The sequence below is a fragment of the Mesobacillus jeotgali genome (assembly GCF_031759225.1).
GTDB lineage: Bacteria > Bacillota > Bacilli > Bacillales > Cytobacillaceae > Mesobacillus > Mesobacillus jeotgali_B.
In genome coordinates this window covers 1,844,844-1,862,642 of record NZ_CP134494.1, presented here as the reverse complement: position 1 = coordinate 1,862,642, position 17,799 = coordinate 1,844,844, and the positions used below count along the sequence as shown (strand labels likewise).

General features: G+C 40.2%; 22 protein-coding genes and 1 pseudogene. 5 read left to right on the top strand and 18 right to left on the bottom strand.

Annotated features, from left to right (window positions below):
• The first annotated feature begins 40 nt into the window (after positions 1 to 40).
• Together RH061_RS09185 and RH061_RS09180 are read left to right on the top strand one after the other, a co-directional pair.
• The gene (locus RH061_RS09185; RefSeq protein WP_311075561.1) at positions 41 to 574 is read left to right on the top strand and encodes a hypothetical protein; all 534 of its coding nucleotides are present in this window, start codon (positions 41 to 43) and stop codon (positions 572 to 574) included.
• Positions 561 to 1,097: a GNAT family N-acetyltransferase gene (locus RH061_RS09180; RefSeq protein WP_311075560.1), complete on the top strand. Its 537-nt coding sequence runs from the start codon at positions 561 to 563 to the stop codon at positions 1,095 to 1,097. Before RH061_RS09185 ends, RH061_RS09180 begins: the two co-directional genes overlap by 14 nt.
• Positions 1,098 to 1,143: 46 nt before the next feature.
• Here the strand turns inward: RH061_RS09180 and RH061_RS09175 are convergent, their stop codons facing one another.
• The 13 genes from RH061_RS09175 to RH061_RS09115 form a co-directional block, all read right to left on the bottom strand.
• Complete coding sequence (locus tag RH061_RS09175) at positions 1,144 to 1,308, bottom strand: hypothetical protein (RefSeq protein ID WP_311075559.1); 165 nt, start codon at positions 1,306 to 1,308, stop codon at positions 1,144 to 1,146.
• 10 nt (positions 1,309 to 1,318) lie between these two features.
• The gene (locus RH061_RS09170; RefSeq protein WP_311075558.1) at positions 1,319 to 1,732 is read right to left on the bottom strand and encodes a hypothetical protein; all 414 of its coding nucleotides are present in this window, start codon (positions 1,730 to 1,732) and stop codon (positions 1,319 to 1,321) included.
• Between the two features lie 27 nt (positions 1,733 to 1,759).
• Entirely contained in the window at positions 1,760 to 2,074 is a 315-nt protein-coding gene (locus RH061_RS09165) for a hypothetical protein (RefSeq protein ID WP_311075556.1), read from the bottom strand.
• A gap of 67 nt (positions 2,075 to 2,141) precedes the next feature.
• Complete coding sequence (locus RH061_RS09160; protein WP_311075554.1) at positions 2,142 to 2,741, bottom strand: hypothetical protein; 600 nt, start codon at positions 2,739 to 2,741, stop codon at positions 2,142 to 2,144.
• Positions 2,742 to 2,840: 99 nt separating this feature from the next.
• Entirely contained in the window at positions 2,841 to 3,302 is a 462-nt protein-coding gene (locus RH061_RS09155; protein WP_311075553.1) for a GNAT family N-acetyltransferase, read from the bottom strand.
• A gap of 45 nt (positions 3,303 to 3,347) precedes the next feature.
• Positions 3,348 to 3,575 carry a hypothetical protein gene (locus RH061_RS09150; RefSeq protein ID WP_311075551.1) on the bottom strand — a complete coding sequence of 76 codons (228 nt, stop codon included), beginning with the start codon at positions 3,573 to 3,575 and terminating at the stop codon, positions 3,348 to 3,350.
• 57 nt (positions 3,576 to 3,632) lie between these two features.
• Positions 3,633 to 4,229, bottom strand: a complete 597-nt coding sequence (locus tag RH061_RS09145; RefSeq protein WP_311075547.1) for a hypothetical protein — start codon at positions 4,227 to 4,229, stop codon at positions 3,633 to 3,635.
• Between the two features lie 32 nt (positions 4,230 to 4,261).
• Complete coding sequence (locus RH061_RS09140) at positions 4,262 to 5,287, bottom strand: DUF2332 domain-containing protein (protein ID WP_311075545.1); 1,026 nt, start codon at positions 5,285 to 5,287, stop codon at positions 4,262 to 4,264.
• The gene (locus tag RH061_RS09135; protein ID WP_311075544.1) at positions 5,287 to 5,613 is read right to left on the bottom strand and encodes a hypothetical protein; all 327 of its coding nucleotides are present in this window, start codon (positions 5,611 to 5,613) and stop codon (positions 5,287 to 5,289) included. Before RH061_RS09135 ends, RH061_RS09140 begins: the two co-directional genes overlap by 1 nt.
• A gap of 1 nt (position 5,614) precedes the next feature.
• Positions 5,615 to 6,220 carry a DUF4253 domain-containing protein gene (locus tag RH061_RS09130; RefSeq protein ID WP_311075543.1) on the bottom strand — a complete coding sequence of 202 codons (606 nt, stop codon included), beginning with the start codon at positions 6,218 to 6,220 and terminating at the stop codon, positions 5,615 to 5,617.
• A gap of 26 nt (positions 6,221 to 6,246) precedes the next feature.
• Complete coding sequence (locus RH061_RS09125) at positions 6,247 to 7,143, bottom strand: serine hydrolase domain-containing protein (protein WP_311075541.1); 897 nt, start codon at positions 7,141 to 7,143, stop codon at positions 6,247 to 6,249.
• 8 nt (positions 7,144 to 7,151) lie between these two features.
• Positions 7,152 to 7,763: a kinase gene (locus tag RH061_RS09120; protein ID WP_311075539.1), complete on the bottom strand. Its 612-nt coding sequence runs from the start codon at positions 7,761 to 7,763 to the stop codon at positions 7,152 to 7,154.
• Positions 7,764 to 7,870: 107 nt separating this feature from the next.
• The gene (locus tag RH061_RS09115; protein ID WP_311075537.1) at positions 7,871 to 8,308 is read right to left on the bottom strand and encodes an NUDIX hydrolase; all 438 of its coding nucleotides are present in this window, start codon (positions 8,306 to 8,308) and stop codon (positions 7,871 to 7,873) included.
• A 266-nt stretch (positions 8,309 to 8,574) separates the two neighbouring features.
• On the opposite strand from RH061_RS09115, the gene RH061_RS09110 reads away from it, so the two are divergent.
• Positions 8,575 to 8,904, top strand: a complete 330-nt coding sequence (locus RH061_RS09110; RefSeq protein ID WP_311075536.1) for a DUF4257 domain-containing protein — start codon at positions 8,575 to 8,577, stop codon at positions 8,902 to 8,904.
• Between the two features lie 134 nt (positions 8,905 to 9,038).
• Here RH061_RS09110 and RH061_RS09105 read toward each other — a convergent pair whose 3' ends face one another.
• Positions 9,039 to 9,500 carry a GyrI-like domain-containing protein gene (locus RH061_RS09105; RefSeq protein WP_311075534.1) on the bottom strand — a complete coding sequence of 154 codons (462 nt, stop codon included), beginning with the start codon at positions 9,498 to 9,500 and terminating at the stop codon, positions 9,039 to 9,041.
• Positions 9,501 to 9,580: 80 nt separating this feature from the next.
• Between RH061_RS09105 and RH061_RS09100 the strand changes: the two genes are divergently transcribed.
• A complete protein-coding gene (locus RH061_RS09100; RefSeq protein WP_311075532.1) occupies positions 9,581 to 10,102 on the top strand; it encodes an undecaprenyl-diphosphatase in 522 nt (173 codons plus the stop codon).
• Positions 10,103 to 10,999: 897 nt separating this feature from the next.
• On the opposite strand, the pseudogene RH061_RS09095 reads toward RH061_RS09100, so the two are convergent.
• The 3 genes and pseudogenes from RH061_RS09095 to RH061_RS09085 form a co-directional block, all read right to left on the bottom strand.
• Positions 11,000 to 11,290, bottom strand: a pseudogene (locus tag RH061_RS09095) (GNAT family N-acetyltransferase); the annotation flags it as partial.
• 4 nt (positions 11,291 to 11,294) lie between these two features.
• Complete coding sequence (locus RH061_RS09090; protein WP_396654866.1) at positions 11,295 to 12,170, bottom strand: aminoglycoside 6-adenylyltransferase; 876 nt, start codon at positions 12,168 to 12,170, stop codon at positions 11,295 to 11,297.
• A 1-nt stretch (position 12,171) separates the two neighbouring features.
• Complete coding sequence (locus RH061_RS09085) at positions 12,172 to 13,173, bottom strand: alpha/beta hydrolase family protein (RefSeq protein ID WP_311075531.1); 1,002 nt, start codon at positions 13,171 to 13,173, stop codon at positions 12,172 to 12,174.
• A 363-nt stretch (positions 13,174 to 13,536) separates the two neighbouring features.
• Here RH061_RS09085 and RH061_RS09080 point away from each other — a divergent pair, with 363 nt between their 5' ends.
• Positions 13,537 to 14,376 carry an STAS domain-containing protein gene (locus RH061_RS09080; protein ID WP_311075530.1) on the top strand — a complete coding sequence of 280 codons (840 nt, stop codon included), beginning with the start codon at positions 13,537 to 13,539 and terminating at the stop codon, positions 14,374 to 14,376.
• A 116-nt stretch (positions 14,377 to 14,492) separates the two neighbouring features.
• Here RH061_RS09080 and RH061_RS09075 read toward each other — a convergent pair whose 3' ends face one another.
• Complete coding sequence (locus tag RH061_RS09075; protein WP_311075529.1) at positions 14,493 to 17,675, bottom strand: DEAD/DEAH box helicase; 3,183 nt, start codon at positions 17,673 to 17,675, stop codon at positions 14,493 to 14,495.
• Between the last annotated feature and the right edge of the window lie 124 nt (positions 17,676 to 17,799).

The following is a 17,799-nucleotide window of genomic DNA, read 5'->3' as shown; positions in this document are numbered from 1 at the left end:
ATTGCTAAAATAATCCTAAATTGTCTTAAGGGGCGTTTTCATGAAATCGAGACGAGTAATTTACCTTAATTATGCTGTCATTGCATTACTTCTTTTCATTACTATTTACCAGTACAACAGAATTGCAGATTTTAAGAGTCAATTGGGGCTTGAATTTCAACACACAGTTCGGGGCTCTATTTTTCTATTGGAGAATGATGGCGACCCAAATATATGGATCAGACATATGAAAGAAAAAGAAGGGGAATTCTGGTTAGCGGCCCACATTGGAGAGATAACTATATTAAGCAGACAATACTATATGATGAACGGGAAAATATCACTGATTGGAGACATGCTAGATTCCCTTGCAAATCAGTACCGCGAATTGGCCATGAATCTAAAGAACGGCAGAGATTATAGACAGAATGAAGCGCAAATAAATGAGGATCTTGAATTTCTCATTTCGTTGTTTAATGAAATTGATTCCATTTCAGGTGAAAATGAAAGACGTTATTATAAGGAATTTACGAATACAGAATCCAACACATCCAACCTTGTATGGAAGGAGTATAAAAAATATGAAAAACGCTAGTTATATCATCCGCCCAGAAAACAACACTGATGTTACAGGAATAAGGGAATTGAATGTATTAGCTTTCGACAATGGAGAAAATGAAGCTTCTTTGGTTGAACTTATAAGGGAATCGGAACAATTCGTCCCTAAGCTGAGCCTGGTAGCAGCGAAAGAAGACGGTGAAATTATTGGCCATATCCTTTTCAGTGTCATCCACCTTGTTACCCAACATGGGACTTTCCCTACTATAGGTCTTGCACCAATGGCAGTGAAACCAGACTATCAATATAGCGGAATCGGTTCTGCGCTTGTTAGCGAAGGAATCAAAGCATGCAAGGATTTAGGATATGAACATGTCTTTGTCCTTGGGCACCCAAACTTTTATCCTCGTTTTGGCTTTACACCAGCCAGCCAATTTGGCATAAAAGCTCCTTTCCCTGTTCCTGACGAAGTATTCATGGCTCTCGAGCTAAAGAAAGGCTCATTAACTGCATTACAGGGACAAATTGAGTATCCGCCTGCCTTCAATGCAGTGAGTTAACTGTTAGTATTAAAAATGAGGAGAAATGGATCAATTCCTTTTCTCCTCATTTTTTTGCATTAGACCATAAATACCAATAGCCAGTCCAAAGGGAGTTCCAAAGTTCAAAGGAATATGGCGTATCTATAACTGTTAATATGATGGATATCGTTACAAGCAGGAACATAAGGTAAAAAGGGATTGTCATCCACTTTTGTTTTTTAGTTTTCATTGCCATTCCCCTATTCCTCGGAAAGCAACTCAGATTCAAGAAGAGAAATCTGCGCTTTATCTGTTAACCTTCCATAACCCTCATTTTCTTTTTCGCTGATAAGCGTAGCCGTTTCGCCTTCAAACCAAATCCGATATTGATACAATCTTTCAGGCATGTTCTTTTCTTCCTGGATGAAAAACGTCGCTAGTACATCCTCTTTCCTGGACATTTCAGCTTTTGTCTTTGGAGACCATTTGACTTCTTCCAAGGATTTCTGGATTTTAATCAGCCTTTCCTTTGATGCAATGATCTGTTCTTCCCCATCATTCATGCCCTCTTCTGTCATTTTTTGCACATCAATCCTGGTCAGCTCAGGCTCGAAATTATTACAGCCTGCTCCAAAAGCAATTAAAACGATTAATCCAATAAAAAATTTTCTCATCTAAAATCTCCAATTCTATTCATATAACTACTTTTCATGGAAATCAATCAGTTGATGGTTTTCTTCAGACAATTCTTCAAGTGAGGTAATCACATCAAGAAACCGACTGTACAATACCTGGATTTCAGGCTGCTGGTCTACCGTAGACACAGCGTCAATGTAACTCTTCTTATCCGGATAGAAATGTATTTCCTGCCAGATCTCCTTGTCGTCATGGTTTTGTAAAAACAAACTCTGCTTATCGATGAAGCTCGAATAAATTCGTTCGGCTTCGTTTTGTATTTCGAGGTATTCCTGCTCCTTACCCGGCTTTAAGCGGTATCTATATATTTTTACAAACATGTTCATCCCTTCCATCTTCATTTACTTAGTTGCAGAACGCATCAAATCAACCAGGTATCCATTTAAATCACTCATATAAATCTCCCATGTTATTGGTTAGGGGAATATTGTTTTCCTGCAGTTTCTCCATGATTTTGAATTTGTTGTTCTGTACCTTGGTGTTATAAGGCAGTTCGATTACTTCTCCGGATTTGTTGATCAGAGTTAAATGGTCAAGGACAGTTGCTCCGTTGCTTTTCACGAAAATCTCTTTCGCTTCTTTAATATCGTCCCAATAATAAGAGTCAATTGTATTGAACGTTTTATGCTCATTAAAATGCATACCCTTGTCATCAAGGTAGTAATAGTTAGACACACCAAACATGAAAAATGGAATGCTGCCTGAGATTAGGAGAAGTGAAACCCACTTTAGGCTTTTCCAATCAAACTTCCACTTTAAAAATAAATGCAGCAATAAACTTACCGCTACCCAAAGCATCCCGATCATGAAAATGATATAAGCAGAAGGTGGCGTAACGTAAAACCATTTATCAGCTGACAGATAAAGATAATCCTGTATAAAATAAACAAAAACGAGTGGCATGAACAAACTGCTGATCATTATTATAATCGCGGATACGAGGATTAGATTCGATGTATTTTCCGAATTGAAACTTAAACGTTTCATAACTTTCACCCCTTTTTGCATTATAGTAAGTACTACGCAAGTCAGGCGGGAAGGTTTCAAATAATCTGATTATTTACACACCCAAACGTTTATTTCTTCTTAAAAATGCCTTTCCATGGGCTCCTTACAATGTGTGTAGCCGTTTCTTCCATAAAACTCGATGCCTGCATCACTGGGCCAGACGATGATAAATTCAAACTTCATTTCCTCAGCCCATTCATTGACACATGATAGCAGCTTGCTGCCTATCCCTTTTCCCCTATGTCCGGGAACAGTATATACATTTGTCATATAAGCAAAGGGATTTGTGGTCCTGCCAGGACGCGGAACTTTTTGAATCAATTCTATATAGATATGTGAAACGATTTTCCCGTTGTTTTCGGCCACCCAAACAAACCACTTCCCGCTCTGTATAGCAGTTTCAAGGAACTCTCTGCATTCTTTTTCAAAGGAACCATACTCCACGCCCTCCCCCATTTCGGGGTAATCTTCAAGCGTGAAATCCCATCTCATTCTAATTAATTGATCAATATCACTTTTCTTAGCTATTCGAAATTCCATATGATCCTCCATAATTAAAAAATGTATCAAAGTCACTGTATGCTGTTATCTCGTAGACTTCTGCATTCTCGCCATATAATAACTCAAGCCAAATGGGAGCAATGGAACAAGGGCCAAACTCCTAAACCAATTCTCGGCTCCCAAAAAATAGAGAGACGGAAGAGTCACAGCAAGTCCGCTCATAAAAAGAAACTTCCATGATTTATTGATCAAGCCGCCAATAAACAGGAAGCCAAATGCTAATACCAACAGCCAAAATATTGTTCCAGCCATGCATCCCCCTCCTAAAAAACTTCATGAGTGGTTTTCTTCAAAGCACCTAAATCATAATCACTTGTCCAGCAGCCATAGGCCCCCGATGTTAACCCCGCTGAATACCTTTATATTGCCATCTTCATCTTTCAAAGTCAGACCTCCTCTGGCAAATAGCATATACCAATCAAATGAATAACCTTGAATGGATAAAGTTTTTATCTCAGTCTTCAATTCATCATTAACATGCACTTCAGAGACTTTCACGCACTCAATTCTTAGACATTCGTATTCTGTATGATCACTAATATGATTTATAAACGATTGTTGATGGGTCGGTACACCAGCTCCTGAAAAAATCAAGAGAATCATAAAGATACTGCTTAGGTATGAAAAGTTAAACTGATGCTCCACCAGCAAAATCCATAATGCAACTGCAGAGAAAAAACTAATCCATAAAAGCCATCCTATGTCAAAAAACATATTTCCAAGGAAAGAGTTTACAGCAATGAAGATCAAATAACGGATCACATTGGCGACTGGATGGGCTTGCATCTTCTCTTCTATTTCTTTCTCCAAGCCGGCTGACGTTTTACTAATAAAAAGATGATAAATTGAGTAAAAAACCCCTATGGCCATACCTATGCCAGAAATAATTAAAGAGCCTTCATCCATACAAGTCACCCCAACGGAAAAATTTCAACATCCTAAAAATTAAGCTTGAACCACCGGCCATGGCCGTCGGTTTCCCCGATTGTGTTCAAGCTTTCATTACCATCGAGATAATAATCCAAGTGCAGCTTTACATCATAAATATTATTGTATATATGAAAAATTGCCCTCCGCTTCCCTATTTCTTTTATTTGTCCCAAAAGCTTCTCCTTAGTCTGGACTGGCATTTGATTTGCAACATGGGTATGGAATACACAAATCACCTGTTCTTCCGGAACTTCGCTTACCAGGGACCTGAGGACCTCTACTCCATCACCCTCTATTAAACTTAATGTTTGATTGCTTACATAGCTTGCTGCTTTTTCAAATAACTCCCGTCTTTCAGCGTGTTCAGGCCAGATCAATGCCTTTAGCCATAAATAATCCTCTGTATTTCTAACATCATTAATATTCAGGTCGACTCCTATTCTTGTTGCAACATCAAAATGGGGCAATGGATTCAAAAGTGTTTGATCTCCTCTTAATTCAGATCTCAGTTGAACTTCTGAATCAAAATTACCGAAAATCTCATCTGAGCCATATGAATAACTGTATTTGTCCACAAATAACTGCAAGCCAGCACTCGTTCCGATTTCAATCAATGCCAAAGGCTTTCTGGTCATAAGGGAAATGCGGCTAAAAATGGGATAGAGATAAGAACAGCGCCTGACCTCATTTGTCTGGACGATCTTACTTTTAAGTAACTCGATCAACTCATCAGGATAGGTCCGGCAAAAATCAACAAAAACCGGATAAGCTTCTTCTGCAGGAAGAGGCTGATCGGTCAAACTTGGATAGAATCCCGCCAGCGGGTGATTATATCCTTTCAATAATAGATAGTGTACAGCTCCCAAAAATAGATTTGGCACTGGTTGTCCTTCTCTCGCTTTTCCTGCAAGATCAAGCATTAAAGTATCTTCAGCTATTTTTGAAGAAAGGAATTCATAAAGCGGACTTGAGCCTTTACATTCTTGAACCGCAAATCTTTTGAACTTCAAAGAGATTTCATCAGACATGAACATCACCTAATCCTTTTAGATAAACCCTTCATCCACACTAGAATCATATAAACAGTTCCCACAGCGGCCACCACAAGGAGTAAATAGTTACCTATTAATATTTTCGTAGGGTTCTCCTGCGGACTCACTAATCCTAATTCAAACGGAAAAGCATCATCCAAAGGTGTCAACCAGGTGTTCTGTTCAATAATCGGAAGCGGCAGTCCAAGTCTGTGCTTGGTCAAATCATAATCAGGGGTTACAACGACAGAATCAAAGAAAGGAGTAATGGAGATTCCGATTACACCAATGAAAATAGAAATCATTAATAATCTGTAACGCTTTAACATATTAATCCCACCATAATAATAATTTCCCTGTCTCTTTCATATCCTGAATCAAACCGCTGATTGTTCCTGTTCCCTGTTCCACGATATCCGGACAGAATTTTTCGATTTCTTTTGCCAGCCCTTTTAATTCCTTGTCTTTAGGCATGGATTGAAACCTCATTTCTACCCAGTCATAATCCGCCCCAATGATGATGAAGGGATACCTACCATGCCAGTCCTTCAGCTTTGAAATGACGTTTTCATTGCCTATATCGCAATTGTCTCCATTGGTCTGCTGGACCTTCAGAATGTCGAATTGGTCTGTACCCTTAATAATTCCGATTTCTTTTTGATCATAATCGCAAATAAAGGCCTGATAGTTCACCTTCTGCAACTCCTGGTTAAGCTTTAAAACAAGATGTTCCGACTCTTTCTCACTGGTCTCAATACAAATTCCAGCCAATCCATCTGCTTCATCAGAAGATAAGTCCGTCTTATAAAAGGGCATTATTTTGCCGTGTGAATTCCGTTGTACAATTGCAAGTGCCTCTTTTGAAAAATCTGCTTCCTGAAGATTCAATTCCTTCTCCTGACTCTTGCGAAAGCTAAACAACTTTTTCCAATCCATATATGCACACTACTTTCTTTTTGATACTAAATGAATGACGGCAGTATATCTGTTTTAAAGTACTCCAGGGGTACGTGCGTTTCAGCATAGTTGTCACTGGTAAAGATCGTGACTAAATATATATCAGGTACGACTATGATATATTGCCCGCCATATCCCATGGCAAAAAAGGCATGCGGGCTGAACGGCGCATTGTCTTCATCTGAAAGAATCCACCAGTGGTAACCGTACATTCCAAAATAAGGACCGATGTACCTTGGTGCTGTAGATTCTCGTATCCATTCCTCTGAAACAATCCTCTTGCCTTCCCACTTTCCGTTACTTAGCATGAGCCTGCCTATTTTCAGAAGATCAAAAGGATTTAAAGACAGACCAAACCCGCCAATTGCGATTCCCTTTGAGTCAGAATGCCAGACATAATCTTTAATTTGCATCGGTTGAAACAAGTATTTTTCAGCAAAACTTGTCAGAGGTTCCCCTGCTGCTTTTTGAAGGATGGCGCTTAATAAATGTGAGGCTCCGGAATTGTAATACATATTTACTCCAGGTTCCTCGATCATTTCCCGGTCGAGGACAAACTTTATCCAGTCCTTGCTGTTGATCATCGGCATCGGTCTGCCGCCCCAGCTCGTAAACTCAGGCCAGTCAAAACCTGGGGTCATAGTCAGCAGATGCTCAACTGTAATTGCTTTTTTGGATTCCTCTAGGCATTCAAAAAAATCAGCTATCGGTTGTTTTACACTTTTGATTTTCCCTTGATCAATCGCAATGCCTATCAAAATCGAAAGGACGCTTTTGGTCACGGAATTCACTTTGTGCAATTTTTGCTTTTGTTTGTTGTTTCGGAAAAATTCATATATCACTTTATTTTCCTGCAAAACAAGACAGGAGTTGATTTTTTCTTTTGTGAACTTCTTATCCAAACCTACAGTCACTCTTTCACCAACTTATCGCATGATAATACTAATTGCGCTTTTTCAATCGGCCTCACTTTTTTCATGTAAAAATCTTCAGCCTTCCAATACCTTTTAGTGAACTTTTCGATATTCTGCTGAGTTTTCATGCTTTCCCTTGAAAAGCGAACCTCTCTTGGGCAATCCAGAAAGACGGTAAAATCAAAAAAGCTGCTCCATTCCTTTCTCAGCAAGAAGATCCCTTCAACAAAAATGACCTTCTTATCAGCTATATTCAGGTTTTTATATTCATGTCGATCCAAATAATTATCGTAATAGGGCAACTTCAGTTCACTAGAGGAAATGAGCTTTTCAAACAAAATTTCCTTGAGCGACTCAATATCCCACTGCAGATAATAATACTCTCTCCATTCGTCCTGCCCGGTATTGTATCTGGACTTCCGTTCAACAATATGGTCATCTATATGGATAATCAGGTTTTGAATGTCTTTTGAATCCAACATTGAACCGAGTCTTTTTACAAGAGTCGTTTTCCCTGACCTGCTAAGTCCATCGACACCTAGAATAAAGCGTTTATTTTGACCAATAGCTGAATGAATTTCCTTCATTAATTTCTCTGCAAAATCCAATTTGTCTACCTCTCATTTCATGGGTGAAAACTACATAATCTAATTCGCTAAATTCACACACATTTCCTTTTTTAGGCAAAAAAAATAACCACCTGTATCAGGCGGTATCATTTAAATTGAATTTTTCTGATTGTATGCTCAGCTTCTTCAATGCTCTCTTTTAACCAAACAGGAGCATTTGGATGGGCATTGATTTCTTCAGCCGTCATCCAGTATACAGCGGCGACTTCATCTGGACTTTTTGCAACCGGTTCTCCTGAAGCAATTTCACAATAAAAAACCAGATCAAGCACTTCCCTTCCATCTGGGAGAACAAAAGAAGTATTTCTGACATAATCAACATCATCTTCTATTGTAATACCCACTTCCTCAAAGAGCTCCCGTTTCAAGGTCCGCTCAAGCAAGTCTTTAGAGAACCCTTCGTTTTCTACCGTCCCTCCTACAAGCGACAAAAGGCCTCCTGCATGTTCCTCTTTGGAGCTCCTTTCAATGATCAGCCATTTTCCATCTCTGCAAATTGCCCCTTCCACATTTATAACAAACATTGGTATCCTCCTGTTCAATTGGTTTTTCCAAATTGATTACCTTCATTTAAATCGATTCTTTATGACAATAGGCCTGTAACTTTTTTCAAAGGTGTCAAATATTAAATTTTACCAAAAAGTTACACATAGTTTATACCATTTAAATATACTGAAAATTCGATAAATTTACACATGCTTTTCCACCATTACTACTTGTATAATAGTAATACACCTAGAGTTACCTAAGGTCGACCAACAAAAATCTGGACTTTAGGAGAGTGATGAACATGTTAGAAAACATTATTTTCGCAATGGTCATCGGTGGATTTGTTGGACTGACAGCACATGTGAGAAGACGAGGCAAGATCATCATGCCGAGAAGAACAAAAAAGTTCATTTACCTGGGTTTTTTAGAAGAGATCCTTACAGGTTCACTGGCCGCCGCTCTTTTGGTAGTCTCATCCGAAGCTGATTCACTGCTAAGAGTTTTTTTGATGTCAATCATGGCTGGCTTCGGGGGTGATGCCTTACTAAGAGGTCTGGAATTATTTCGAATAGGTAACAGTAACCCAGGCGGGGAGGATATTGGGAATGAAAAGACCAACACCTCAGCCTAAAAGAAAGAAGTTTGCTAAAGCCATTGGTCAAGCAGCTTCCAAAGTGCTTGTTTTTTTTTGATAAAAATGAACTTGGGAAACTTTTAAGCCGACTCCTTCCCCTTAAACATTACCCTCCTAAAAAAATCCCTCTTTTAAGCGATAATCGGAATATGGATTCTCAGTTCAGGTTCATCTTTTAAAGGATCAAAACTTCCTGGATACTCTTCCAGATGCTCTAATTCACTCTGGTTTATTAAATAGCCATTTTGTTTGATCCATGTATACAAGCCTGTATATGCTTCATGCACTGCTGTTCCCTTATACTCCGTACTGGCAAATGCATAAGCCGGAACCGTAATTAGCTCCATTCCTTCAGGCACTGCCACCGTATCCTCCACTTCCAATGCCAGATAATATGTAAAACCATTTTCGTTGATGTGATAAGAAAGCCCAAGAATGTTTTCAGGATTTACAGCGCATTCTATTTCATTTTTCCTTTCGAGAAATCCCCTGTGAAAGTTTTTGATTTCTCCTTTGGCTGCCTGTTCAAAAGTACCGATCCATTTGACTCCGATAGCCTTGAATGCTTCTTTATTTAATAGCTTTGCTTCCATTTCTAAACCCTCTCCTTATTTCATACATTTTTATGACCAGCCAGGGAAAAGTAAGGTTAAAAATAATGAGGAGAAACTAGATGGACCTTAAACTTTTTCAGTTAATCAACAGACTTTCTGGCCGATTCACCCCAGTAGATTTATTAATGATATTCATATCCAATCGGATGCGCTATGTCTATATTCTTATAACAGCATTACTTCTTTTTAAGAGCCGACGGAACAAGCAGATTGCTATTGAAACGGGAAGTTCTGTTTTTATCAGCTTTGTCATTCAATTTTTCATTAAAATCTTTTATTATAAGCCTCGGCCTTTCAAGAAAAGACGGGTTGGTATTCTCATTCCTTCAAAAATGGATTCATCCTTCCCGAGCAAGCACACTGTTCTGGCCTTTGCCGCTTCTACCTCACTATTGATGTTCCAGCGCAGGTTAGGAATACTGATGACGTGGTTGTCTGCCCTGACCGGTTTTTCCCGGATTTGGGTCGGTCATCATTACCCTTCAGATATTGTAGGCAGTGCACTAATCGGGTCATTGGCAAGTGTTGTGACAAGGATCATTTCATACCGTAGTTTCGGAAACAAACCAGAAATCAGTTAATTGCATTCTGTCAGCATAAGCCTTCTTCTTTGTGAAGATAGACTTTCTTTTGACAGCTTTTCATCGTTTGACCGCAAACCCGTTTGAAGTTACCCTTTCTTTTGGCAGCTTTTCTCCGGTTGGCCGCAAACCTGTCTGAAGTTGGCCTTTCTTTTGACAGCTTTTCATCGTTTGACTTCAAACCTGTCTGAAGTTGCCTTTTCTTTTGACAGCTTTTCACCGGTTGGCCGCAAACCTGTCTGAAGTTGGCCTTTCTTTTGACAGCTTTTCATCGTTTGACCGCAAACCTGTCTGAAGTTGCCCTTTCTTTTGACAGCTTTTCACCAGTTGACCCCAAACCTGTCTGAAGTTGGACTTTCTTTTGACAGCTTTTCACCGGTTGACCGCAAACCTGTCTAAAGTTACCCTTTCTTTTGACAGCTTTTCATCGTTTGACAGCAAACCTGTCTGAAGTTGCCCTTTCTTTTGACAGCTTTTCATCGTTTGACCGCAAACCCGTTTGAAGTTACCCTTTCTTTTGACAGCTTTTCTCCGGTTGGCCGCAAACCTGTCTGAAGTTGGACTTTCTTTTGACAGCTTTTCATCGTTTGACCGCAAACCTGTCTGAAGTTGCCCTTTCTTTTGACAGCTTTTCACCGGTTGACCGCAAACTTGTCTGAAGTTACCCTTTCTTTTGACAGCTTTTCATCGTTTGACAGCAAACCTGTCTAAAGTTGGCCTTTCTTTTGACAGCTTTTCATCGTTTAACCCCAAACCTGTCTAAAGTTCTCCTTTCTTTTGACAGCTTTTCATCGTTTAACTGCAAACCTGTCTGAAGTTACCCTTTCTTTTGACAGCTTTTCTCCGGTTAATCCCAAACTGTCTGAAGTTACTGAAACAGATTCTTCTGCATAACTTTCATTTCGGCTCCGGCCTTTCTAAATCAATCCAGAACCGTTTCACTACATTGCCATTTTCTTCTATATAACTGACATCCTCTTTGCCGCCATTTTTTAAAATAGCACGCTCTGAACCGACATTGTCTTCATTACATGTAACAAGTACCTTACTAATACCTAAATACTGTGCTTTCTCCAGGCACAATGACAAAATTTTTGTCGCCAGTCCCTTTCGCCGTTCGCTCGGTCGGATACCACAGCCGATATGCCCTTCAGTATTAAATAGCCTCTCTGTTAGCTCATGTTTGATGATGTTACTTAGTAAAGCTTCTAGCATCCTGCGGCAACTTCTTCACCTTTAACAAATACTCCCTCATTTTCTGCTCATATTCCATTGGATACTCATATCCCAAACTCTTCCCGACTTCTTGTGCCAGGCGGCTGAAAAAGTCTGCTGTCCGGAAGAGAGCTTCCCAGTTTTCTTCAATACCCGCTCCTGCATAAGTCCTTTCCAGTTCTGCCCATGTTTCTGAATCCAGGTATCGTTTGAACCAACGGCCGAACTTATTGGGATTGATGCTCCAATCATGCTTTACTCCCAGGTGCCATTCAATCACAGGCTGGAGGTACTGGAATCGTATGACATTGTCAAGCATGTATTTTGAATAGTACAGTTCATCACGCCATAGGCTGTTCGCGACATATGCGGTATCTCCCCAAAAACTATTGATAATATCAGCGAATCTTTCCGCTGAAGGCTTCTTTGTTATGTATGCCATATAAGATGGAGCCGAGATTCCTTTTGTGATGCCATCCTTATCCAACAGAACTTTATATCCGTTGTCATATGCATCTGGCAGTTCTGGCATGGAAGCCAGGTGTTTAACAAAATCATTCGTGGTAACCTGAAAATCTATCTTTGTTCCGTCTTCGTACAGGACGAGTCTCGTTCGCCAATTGCCATTCTGCAAAACCACTTTCTTTATGAGCGAACCGAATTGATCTAGCCATGCATCGTCATTGCTAAAAGCCTCTAAATCATCAACGAAAATCTCGAAATCAAAGTCTGTAAATAAGTCTGTGAAAGCATAAGGGTTAGCTCTTGAACTTGTCATGAGCACCGTCCTGATATTTTCATTTGGCTTAGCCCAATCAAGAAGCTGTTTTACCATCACTTGTTCTTGCTTCAAGTTAAATCACTCTCCCGTTTTCATTGATCAGTATTATTCTCTCTGAAATAGAACTGAATTGACCTCTTAATAGGAAAGCTCCAACCGCTTCGTTAATAGCTTCATAGATGCCTGTCCGTTCCTCATCCTCTCCCTGGTTAAAAATCAACGGGATATCAGAAAACGACATATGGTCCGCTCCTCTGATTTTTGCGAAGACTCGATGATCTCTACTGTTCTGATATAGGTATTCCTGGCCTTCAGTATATGCTTCGGCAATGACATCCTTCATTACCGACATCATTTCTTCACAGGTTGCCTGCTCTTGTCTCAGGTTTAATACCGGAAAGTGGAACTCACCTTCTTTTTCCAGCAAATGCAGACTACCATCAAGACTGATACAAGCTTTTAATCTTGAATCCTTCCTGGCGGTTTCCAACATCGCTGCTCCACCAAGGGAATGCCCTACTCCAACTGTATTGGATAAATTGAATATCCCCTTGAGCAGAGGGTCATGACCATTAATGTCCTCCAGATTATCAAGAACAGTTATAATGTCAGAAACCCGTGTTTCAAGAAGTTCCTTCAATGCCTGAAAATCAGTAAAATCCAGTGTTCTGACTGATTCATCCTGGAACAATATTTCTCCATCCTCCATCACTGTAAATAATGTATCGAGAATGTGTCCGATCGTTACAACTACATACCTGTTTTCAACAAGGTATTTAATAAGGGACGTATAAAGGTCCCTGTCGACACCAATACCTGGAGAAAACAATATGACCGGCAACGGTTGATCATCCAGGATATTGGCATTATTAGTGAATTCCACTATCAGTTCCGAGATGTGGTCCTTATCCGCCCCCAATTCAATGAATATGTTCAATGCTTCTTCTTCCGACGGAATGAATATTTGTGTATATGGACCTTCGGTTTGGTTAATAGCTGGGTAAAATACACTTAACATAATATTATTATTTTCCATACTATTGATTTTTCTGACTGCTCTTCCAATCCCTTTCAATTGTTGATCTCCATCCTTTTATCATGCTATTCCTTTTCTTTGCTTAACCTCTCAACCTCTTTTTCCAGAAAATCAAGTCGGCGGTGTATCCGATAAAATATCGGTAGGTACGCAATTATAACAATGATGAACCATCCCATTGTTTTCCTCCTTAACTCTTACTTGTATCTCCTTAAATCATGGGCTAGTTACTTATTTCGGTTTTCTGAGCATATTTCCTGCAAAAAATCGAGTATCAGGTGTTCTGGTGCTGGAATATTTGAGTTTACTCCTATTGTTTGCTACAGTTAAATTAAGGATATTTAACCCTATCTATATGTTGTTAATTAAATTTGAGTAAATTGCCGGGGAGTGTACATAAAAATGGAATCAACTTTTAACCATAGAAATGAAGTTACCGATTTCATTCAATCGAATAGGGAACTTTTCGAACAACACTTGTTATCAGAAGCGGTAAATGTAGCTTCAAAGATTAATGAAATCCTCCAAAAAGGGAATATCGATCTGTTAAAAAATGCTGAAAAATTAATTGTGTACATAGTAGAGCAACAGGAAGAGAATCTGGTTGCTTTTGCTGAACAAGAAGGAATCGCCTGGGCAGAACACTCGTTGACTGTTGCGTTCAAACTGGAGTGGATTCAGGCCATCCGTCGAACTTTGTGGCACTTCCTTAACAAATATGATCAATTGCATAACAGATTTTCTGACCGTGAGGAATTTTTCCAGCTCGAGAAAAAGATCAATGATCGAGTAGACCAATTCCTTAATACATTCTTCCTGACTTATACAAAGTACAAAGATGAACTGCTTAACTCGCAGAGGAAATTGGTTGAACATTTGTCTGTTCCAATTATCCCAGTCAGTGCTTCTGTTGCTGTTCTTCCTCTAATTGGTATGATCGATGATTACAGAATGCAGATTATTGAAGAAAAGATCCTGATGGATATATCAAGACTTAAAGTGCAGACCTTGATTATGGACCTTTCGGGGATTGCAGACATGGAAATGAATGTCATTTCCCATTTCCAAAAAGTATTGAGCGGCGTTGCGATGATGGGGTCAAACGCTGTTATAACTGGAATGCGACCGGAACTTGTTAAAAAAATGATCCAAACAGGAATCACTTTTAACCAAAAGGCAGAAACCAAAGGTACACTTCAGCAAACACTGAGATCCTATTTGGATAACGAAGTTGCAAAATAATGTAGCAAGCCCCTATTCGCTGAATAGGGGCTTTACTGTTGCCTATAAATATCTCTTGTCAAGCTTAAACACGAGTCTATTATTTTTTTCGATATTCTTAATGGTTTCCATCCAAGCTATATCTGCAAAATTTCGCGGATATCTTCTTCTGTCAGTGATGCTGGGCTTTTTTCTTCGATAATTTCTTCGATCATATTCCGCTTTTTATCCTGCAGTTCGTTCATTTTTTCTTCGATTGTGCCGCGGGCAATTAATTTAATGACCTGGACTGTGTTTTTCTGGCCCATTCGGTGTGCCCGGTCAGCTGCCTGCTCCTCAACGGCGGGGTTCCACCATAAATCATAAAGGATGACTGTGTCGGCTCCTGTTAAGTTTAAGCCTGTGCCTCCTGCCTTCAGGGAAATCAGGAAAAAGTCCCGTTCCCCGGTATTGAACTTTTCACAGGTTTCCACTCGCTCTTCAGGAGGTGTCTGTCCGTCCAGGTAGAAGAATGGAATTCCTTCATATGCTAGCTCCCTGCCGATTAGATCTAGCATTTTCGTGAACTGAGAAAAAATGAGCACCCTCCTGCCGGCAAACCTTGACTCCTCAATGATTTGTTTCAACTGATCAAATTTTGCAGAGCTCCCCTTGTATCCATCTACAAACAACGCTGGATGGCAGCATATTTGCCTTAACCTCGTCAATCCGGCCAGAATCCTGATTCGATTTTTCCTGATCGTATTCTTGTCCAGCTGCTTCAGCGTTTGATGGCGAAGCTTTGCTAAATAGGCAGCATAAAGCTTTTTCTGCTCAGGCAGCAAGTCAACTCTATCGATTGATTCGATTTTTTCCGGCAGCTCTTGAAGTACTTCTTCTTTTACCCTTCGCAATAAAAATGGCCGGATCCTGCGGGCGATGGTTTTGCTTGTCAAATGACTGTATTCCTTCAGCCCCTGGAATAACTCTGGAAATACAACCCGGAAAATAGACCACAATTCTTCTGTAGAGTTTTCAATCGGCGTACCCGTCAATGCGAAGCGGTGGTTCGCCTGTATGTTCATCACTGCTTTTGCCGTTTGGGTAAGCGGATTTTTGAAAGCCTGTGCTTCGTCGAAAAACACAGTGTGAAAATTGATTTTTTCGTATAGGTGAACATCCTTGCGCAAAAGCATATAAGAGGTAATGACTACATCAATACCACAAACATCCTTTAAAAGTTTGGACCGTTCTGCTTTATTGCCGTCTATGATGACTGCCTGGATTTCAGGAGTGAATTTCATGAATTCACTGAGCCAGTTATAAACAATGGATGATGGACAAACGATCAGGATCGGCTGTTGCCTTTCTCTCACATTGCTAAGTTCCGATGAGATATATGTAATGCTTTGCAGCGTTTTACCAAGACCCATATCATCAGCAAGAATCCCGCCAAATCCGTAGCTTGCGAGAGTTTTCATCCATTGGTAACCCTGTTTCTGGTATTCCCGTAGGATGGACTCCAATTTTTCAGGGACAGCGAAATTCACCTTACCAGGAGTACTGATTTCCTCGAGAAAATTCCTGAAAGTTTCTTCAAATTGAAGTACAGGTCCATCCTCGAATGACTCTATCAATTGCATACCCCGGACAATTGGGACATTAAGCCCTTTTTCGAGATCCTCATCCTGTATTGGTCCTGCATTCAAAAAACGTTGGATTTCTTCCCATTCCCTTGTTTCCAGCGACATTAGCGATCCATTGCGTAACCTGTAGAACTTCCTTTTTTCCTCAAGTGCTTCAAGTATATCCCTGATCTGTTTTTCAGGAATCCCATCCATTTCAAATTTGAATTCAAGCCAGTTTGTCCGTTCTTTTTTCACCTTGACTCGAATTTGCGGCCGTACTGGCTCCCTGAATATCCGATTCCTGACGGCTGTAGTGGCATAAATCTGTACAAGTTTTTGCAGCTTTGGCATGACATGATACAGAAATTCATACTCAAGCTCTTCATTATGCAAAAAATAACCGCCTTCTGTTTTCGCAAATGAAGCTTCATCCAGCAGCTCCAGTATCTGATCCTCCTTGACACTATCCCTGATCAACAGAGAATTCACTTTCGGTTCCCTGTCCTCGAGCGGGTTGAACATGATTTTTCCATATTGGAACTCAATTCCTGCCAGCAAACGGTTATTCACACGATCCAGATAAAGTTTTGCGGTCAATGGCTCTGTCATAAACTGCTTCGTTATATCGCCGTCTATTTGAACTTCTCCAATACGGCGCAGTCCCGGCACAACTTTTTCCACAAAGAATCCCATCTGATCATGTAAAATCGGTATGCTATCCGTTTTGGTTTTCGCGAGCATGTTTTTCAGTTCGAATAATCTGCTGCAATCCTCTGTACTGAGCTGGGTCAAGCTGGCTTTCGTCCAAACGAGATCATACTTTTCCATCACAATGAGTTCAGAAATACCTGCAATTTTTAAAGAATAGTCTCTCTCTGTCATTTTTTCAAAATTGAACATAAGGGGAAGTTTATCGTTTGAAACTGAAAACTGTCCAGTGATCTTGCCGTTTTCCTTAAACTTAACATCAGGTATATTTTTCAGCAGCGGAAACAGCTCAACCCAGAAGGAGGGCGGAATGATTAATGTTGACTTATAAATACCATTATTAGTCTTTATTTCAGCGTCCTCAACGATTTGAATGAGCATGTTGATGATTGAATATATATCATTTTGAAAGCAATGAAGCTTCGAATCATAGGTGAATAAATCAGATAGATGTGCTTTCTTCCCATTTGCTACACTCAACAGGAACCCTTGAAGGTCCTCGATTTCAATTGGACCAATACTCATCGATATACCGAGCAGCATTTCCTGGTCACTCTTTTTGACAGGTTCAATATTGAACACCGCGTTCAGGTTTTTCCTTGTTTCAAAGTGGAGCTGCTGGCCGCTTGTCCTGCGAGGTCCTTCGCTGAAAATGGTCAGCAGACCTTCAGCCAGATCGCTGCCTTTATGATCAATATTCTTAGTTGATAGTGATGTCCCTTTCTTTTGCTTGTCCATGATTGCCAATAAGACCGCAGCCACATGCTGGCACTCATGCTTGACAGACGCTAGCTTTGGACATGTGCACTCAGCTGCGAAATCACCGCCCCCTGTTTCGGTGACCGTGACATGGAATACATCCGCCCCCGTCACGGTTGCACCTACTTCATCCGCATTATAATCAGTGAATTCGACTTTTCCCGCACGGTAAAACGCATCCCCCCGCTTGAAGGAAACAGTTCCGCATAAATCCTTGATGTTTTTTTGACTTAGTTTGATATCCATGGTCTGCTCCCTCCTGGAAGATGCAATTCTCAATAATTATTAGTGTAGACCTTATGTACGCATTTGTTAAGCAGGAATGTAAAGAAGCATGGAATTGCTCCATGCTTGGAAGTCAGATATGTTG

What these genes read in the sequence shown, in the direction of transcription:
- RH061_RS09180 (WP_311075560.1), top strand. Translation starts at nt 561, where the DNA reads ATGAAAAACGCTAGTTATATCATCCGCCCAGAAAACAACACTGATGTT.
- RH061_RS09160 (WP_311075554.1), bottom strand. Translation starts at nt 2,741, where the DNA reads ATGAAACGTTTAAGTTTCAATTCGGAAAATACATCGAATCTAATCCTC.
- RH061_RS09185 (WP_311075561.1), top strand. Translation starts at nt 41, where the DNA reads ATGAAATCGAGACGAGTAATTTACCTTAATTATGCTGTCATTGCATTA.
- RH061_RS09130 (WP_311075543.1), bottom strand. Translation starts at nt 6,220, where the DNA reads ATGGATTGGAAAAAGTTGTTTAGCTTTCGCAAGAGTCAGGAGAAGGAA.
- RH061_RS09140 (WP_311075545.1), bottom strand. Translation starts at nt 5,287, where the DNA reads ATGTTCATGTCTGATGAAATCTCTTTGAAGTTCAAAAGATTTGCGGTT.
- RH061_RS09150 (WP_311075551.1), bottom strand. Translation starts at nt 3,575, where the DNA reads ATGGCTGGAACAATATTTTGGCTGTTGGTATTAGCATTTGGCTTCCTG.
- RH061_RS09115 (WP_311075537.1), bottom strand. Translation starts at nt 8,308, where the DNA reads ATGTTTGTTATAAATGTGGAAGGGGCAATTTGCAGAGATGGAAAATGG.
- RH061_RS09175 (WP_311075559.1), bottom strand. Translation starts at nt 1,308, where the DNA reads ATGAAAACTAAAAAACAAAAGTGGATGACAATCCCTTTTTACCTTATG.
- RH061_RS09170 (WP_311075558.1), bottom strand. Translation starts at nt 1,732, where the DNA reads ATGAGAAAATTTTTTATTGGATTAATCGTTTTAATTGCTTTTGGAGCA.
- RH061_RS09155 (WP_311075553.1), bottom strand. Translation starts at nt 3,302, where the DNA reads ATGGAATTTCGAATAGCTAAGAAAAGTGATATTGATCAATTAATTAGA.
- RH061_RS09100 (WP_311075532.1), top strand. Translation starts at nt 9,581, where the DNA reads ATGGACCTTAAACTTTTTCAGTTAATCAACAGACTTTCTGGCCGATTC.
- RH061_RS09080 (WP_311075530.1), top strand. Translation starts at nt 13,537, where the DNA reads ATGGAATCAACTTTTAACCATAGAAATGAAGTTACCGATTTCATTCAA.
- RH061_RS09075 (WP_311075529.1), bottom strand. Translation starts at nt 17,675, where the DNA reads ATGGATATCAAACTAAGTCAAAAAAACATCAAGGATTTATGCGGAACT.
- RH061_RS09135 (WP_311075544.1), bottom strand. Translation starts at nt 5,613, where the DNA reads ATGTTAAAGCGTTACAGATTATTAATGATTTCTATTTTCATTGGTGTA.
- RH061_RS09165 (WP_311075556.1), bottom strand. Translation starts at nt 2,074, where the DNA reads ATGTTTGTAAAAATATATAGATACCGCTTAAAGCCGGGTAAGGAGCAG.
- RH061_RS09105 (WP_311075534.1), bottom strand. Translation starts at nt 9,500, where the DNA reads ATGGAAGCAAAGCTATTAAATAAAGAAGCATTCAAGGCTATCGGAGTC.
- RH061_RS09145 (WP_311075547.1), bottom strand. Translation starts at nt 4,229, where the DNA reads ATGGATGAAGGCTCTTTAATTATTTCTGGCATAGGTATGGCCATAGGG.
- RH061_RS09110 (WP_311075536.1), top strand. Translation starts at nt 8,575, where the DNA reads ATGTTAGAAAACATTATTTTCGCAATGGTCATCGGTGGATTTGTTGGA.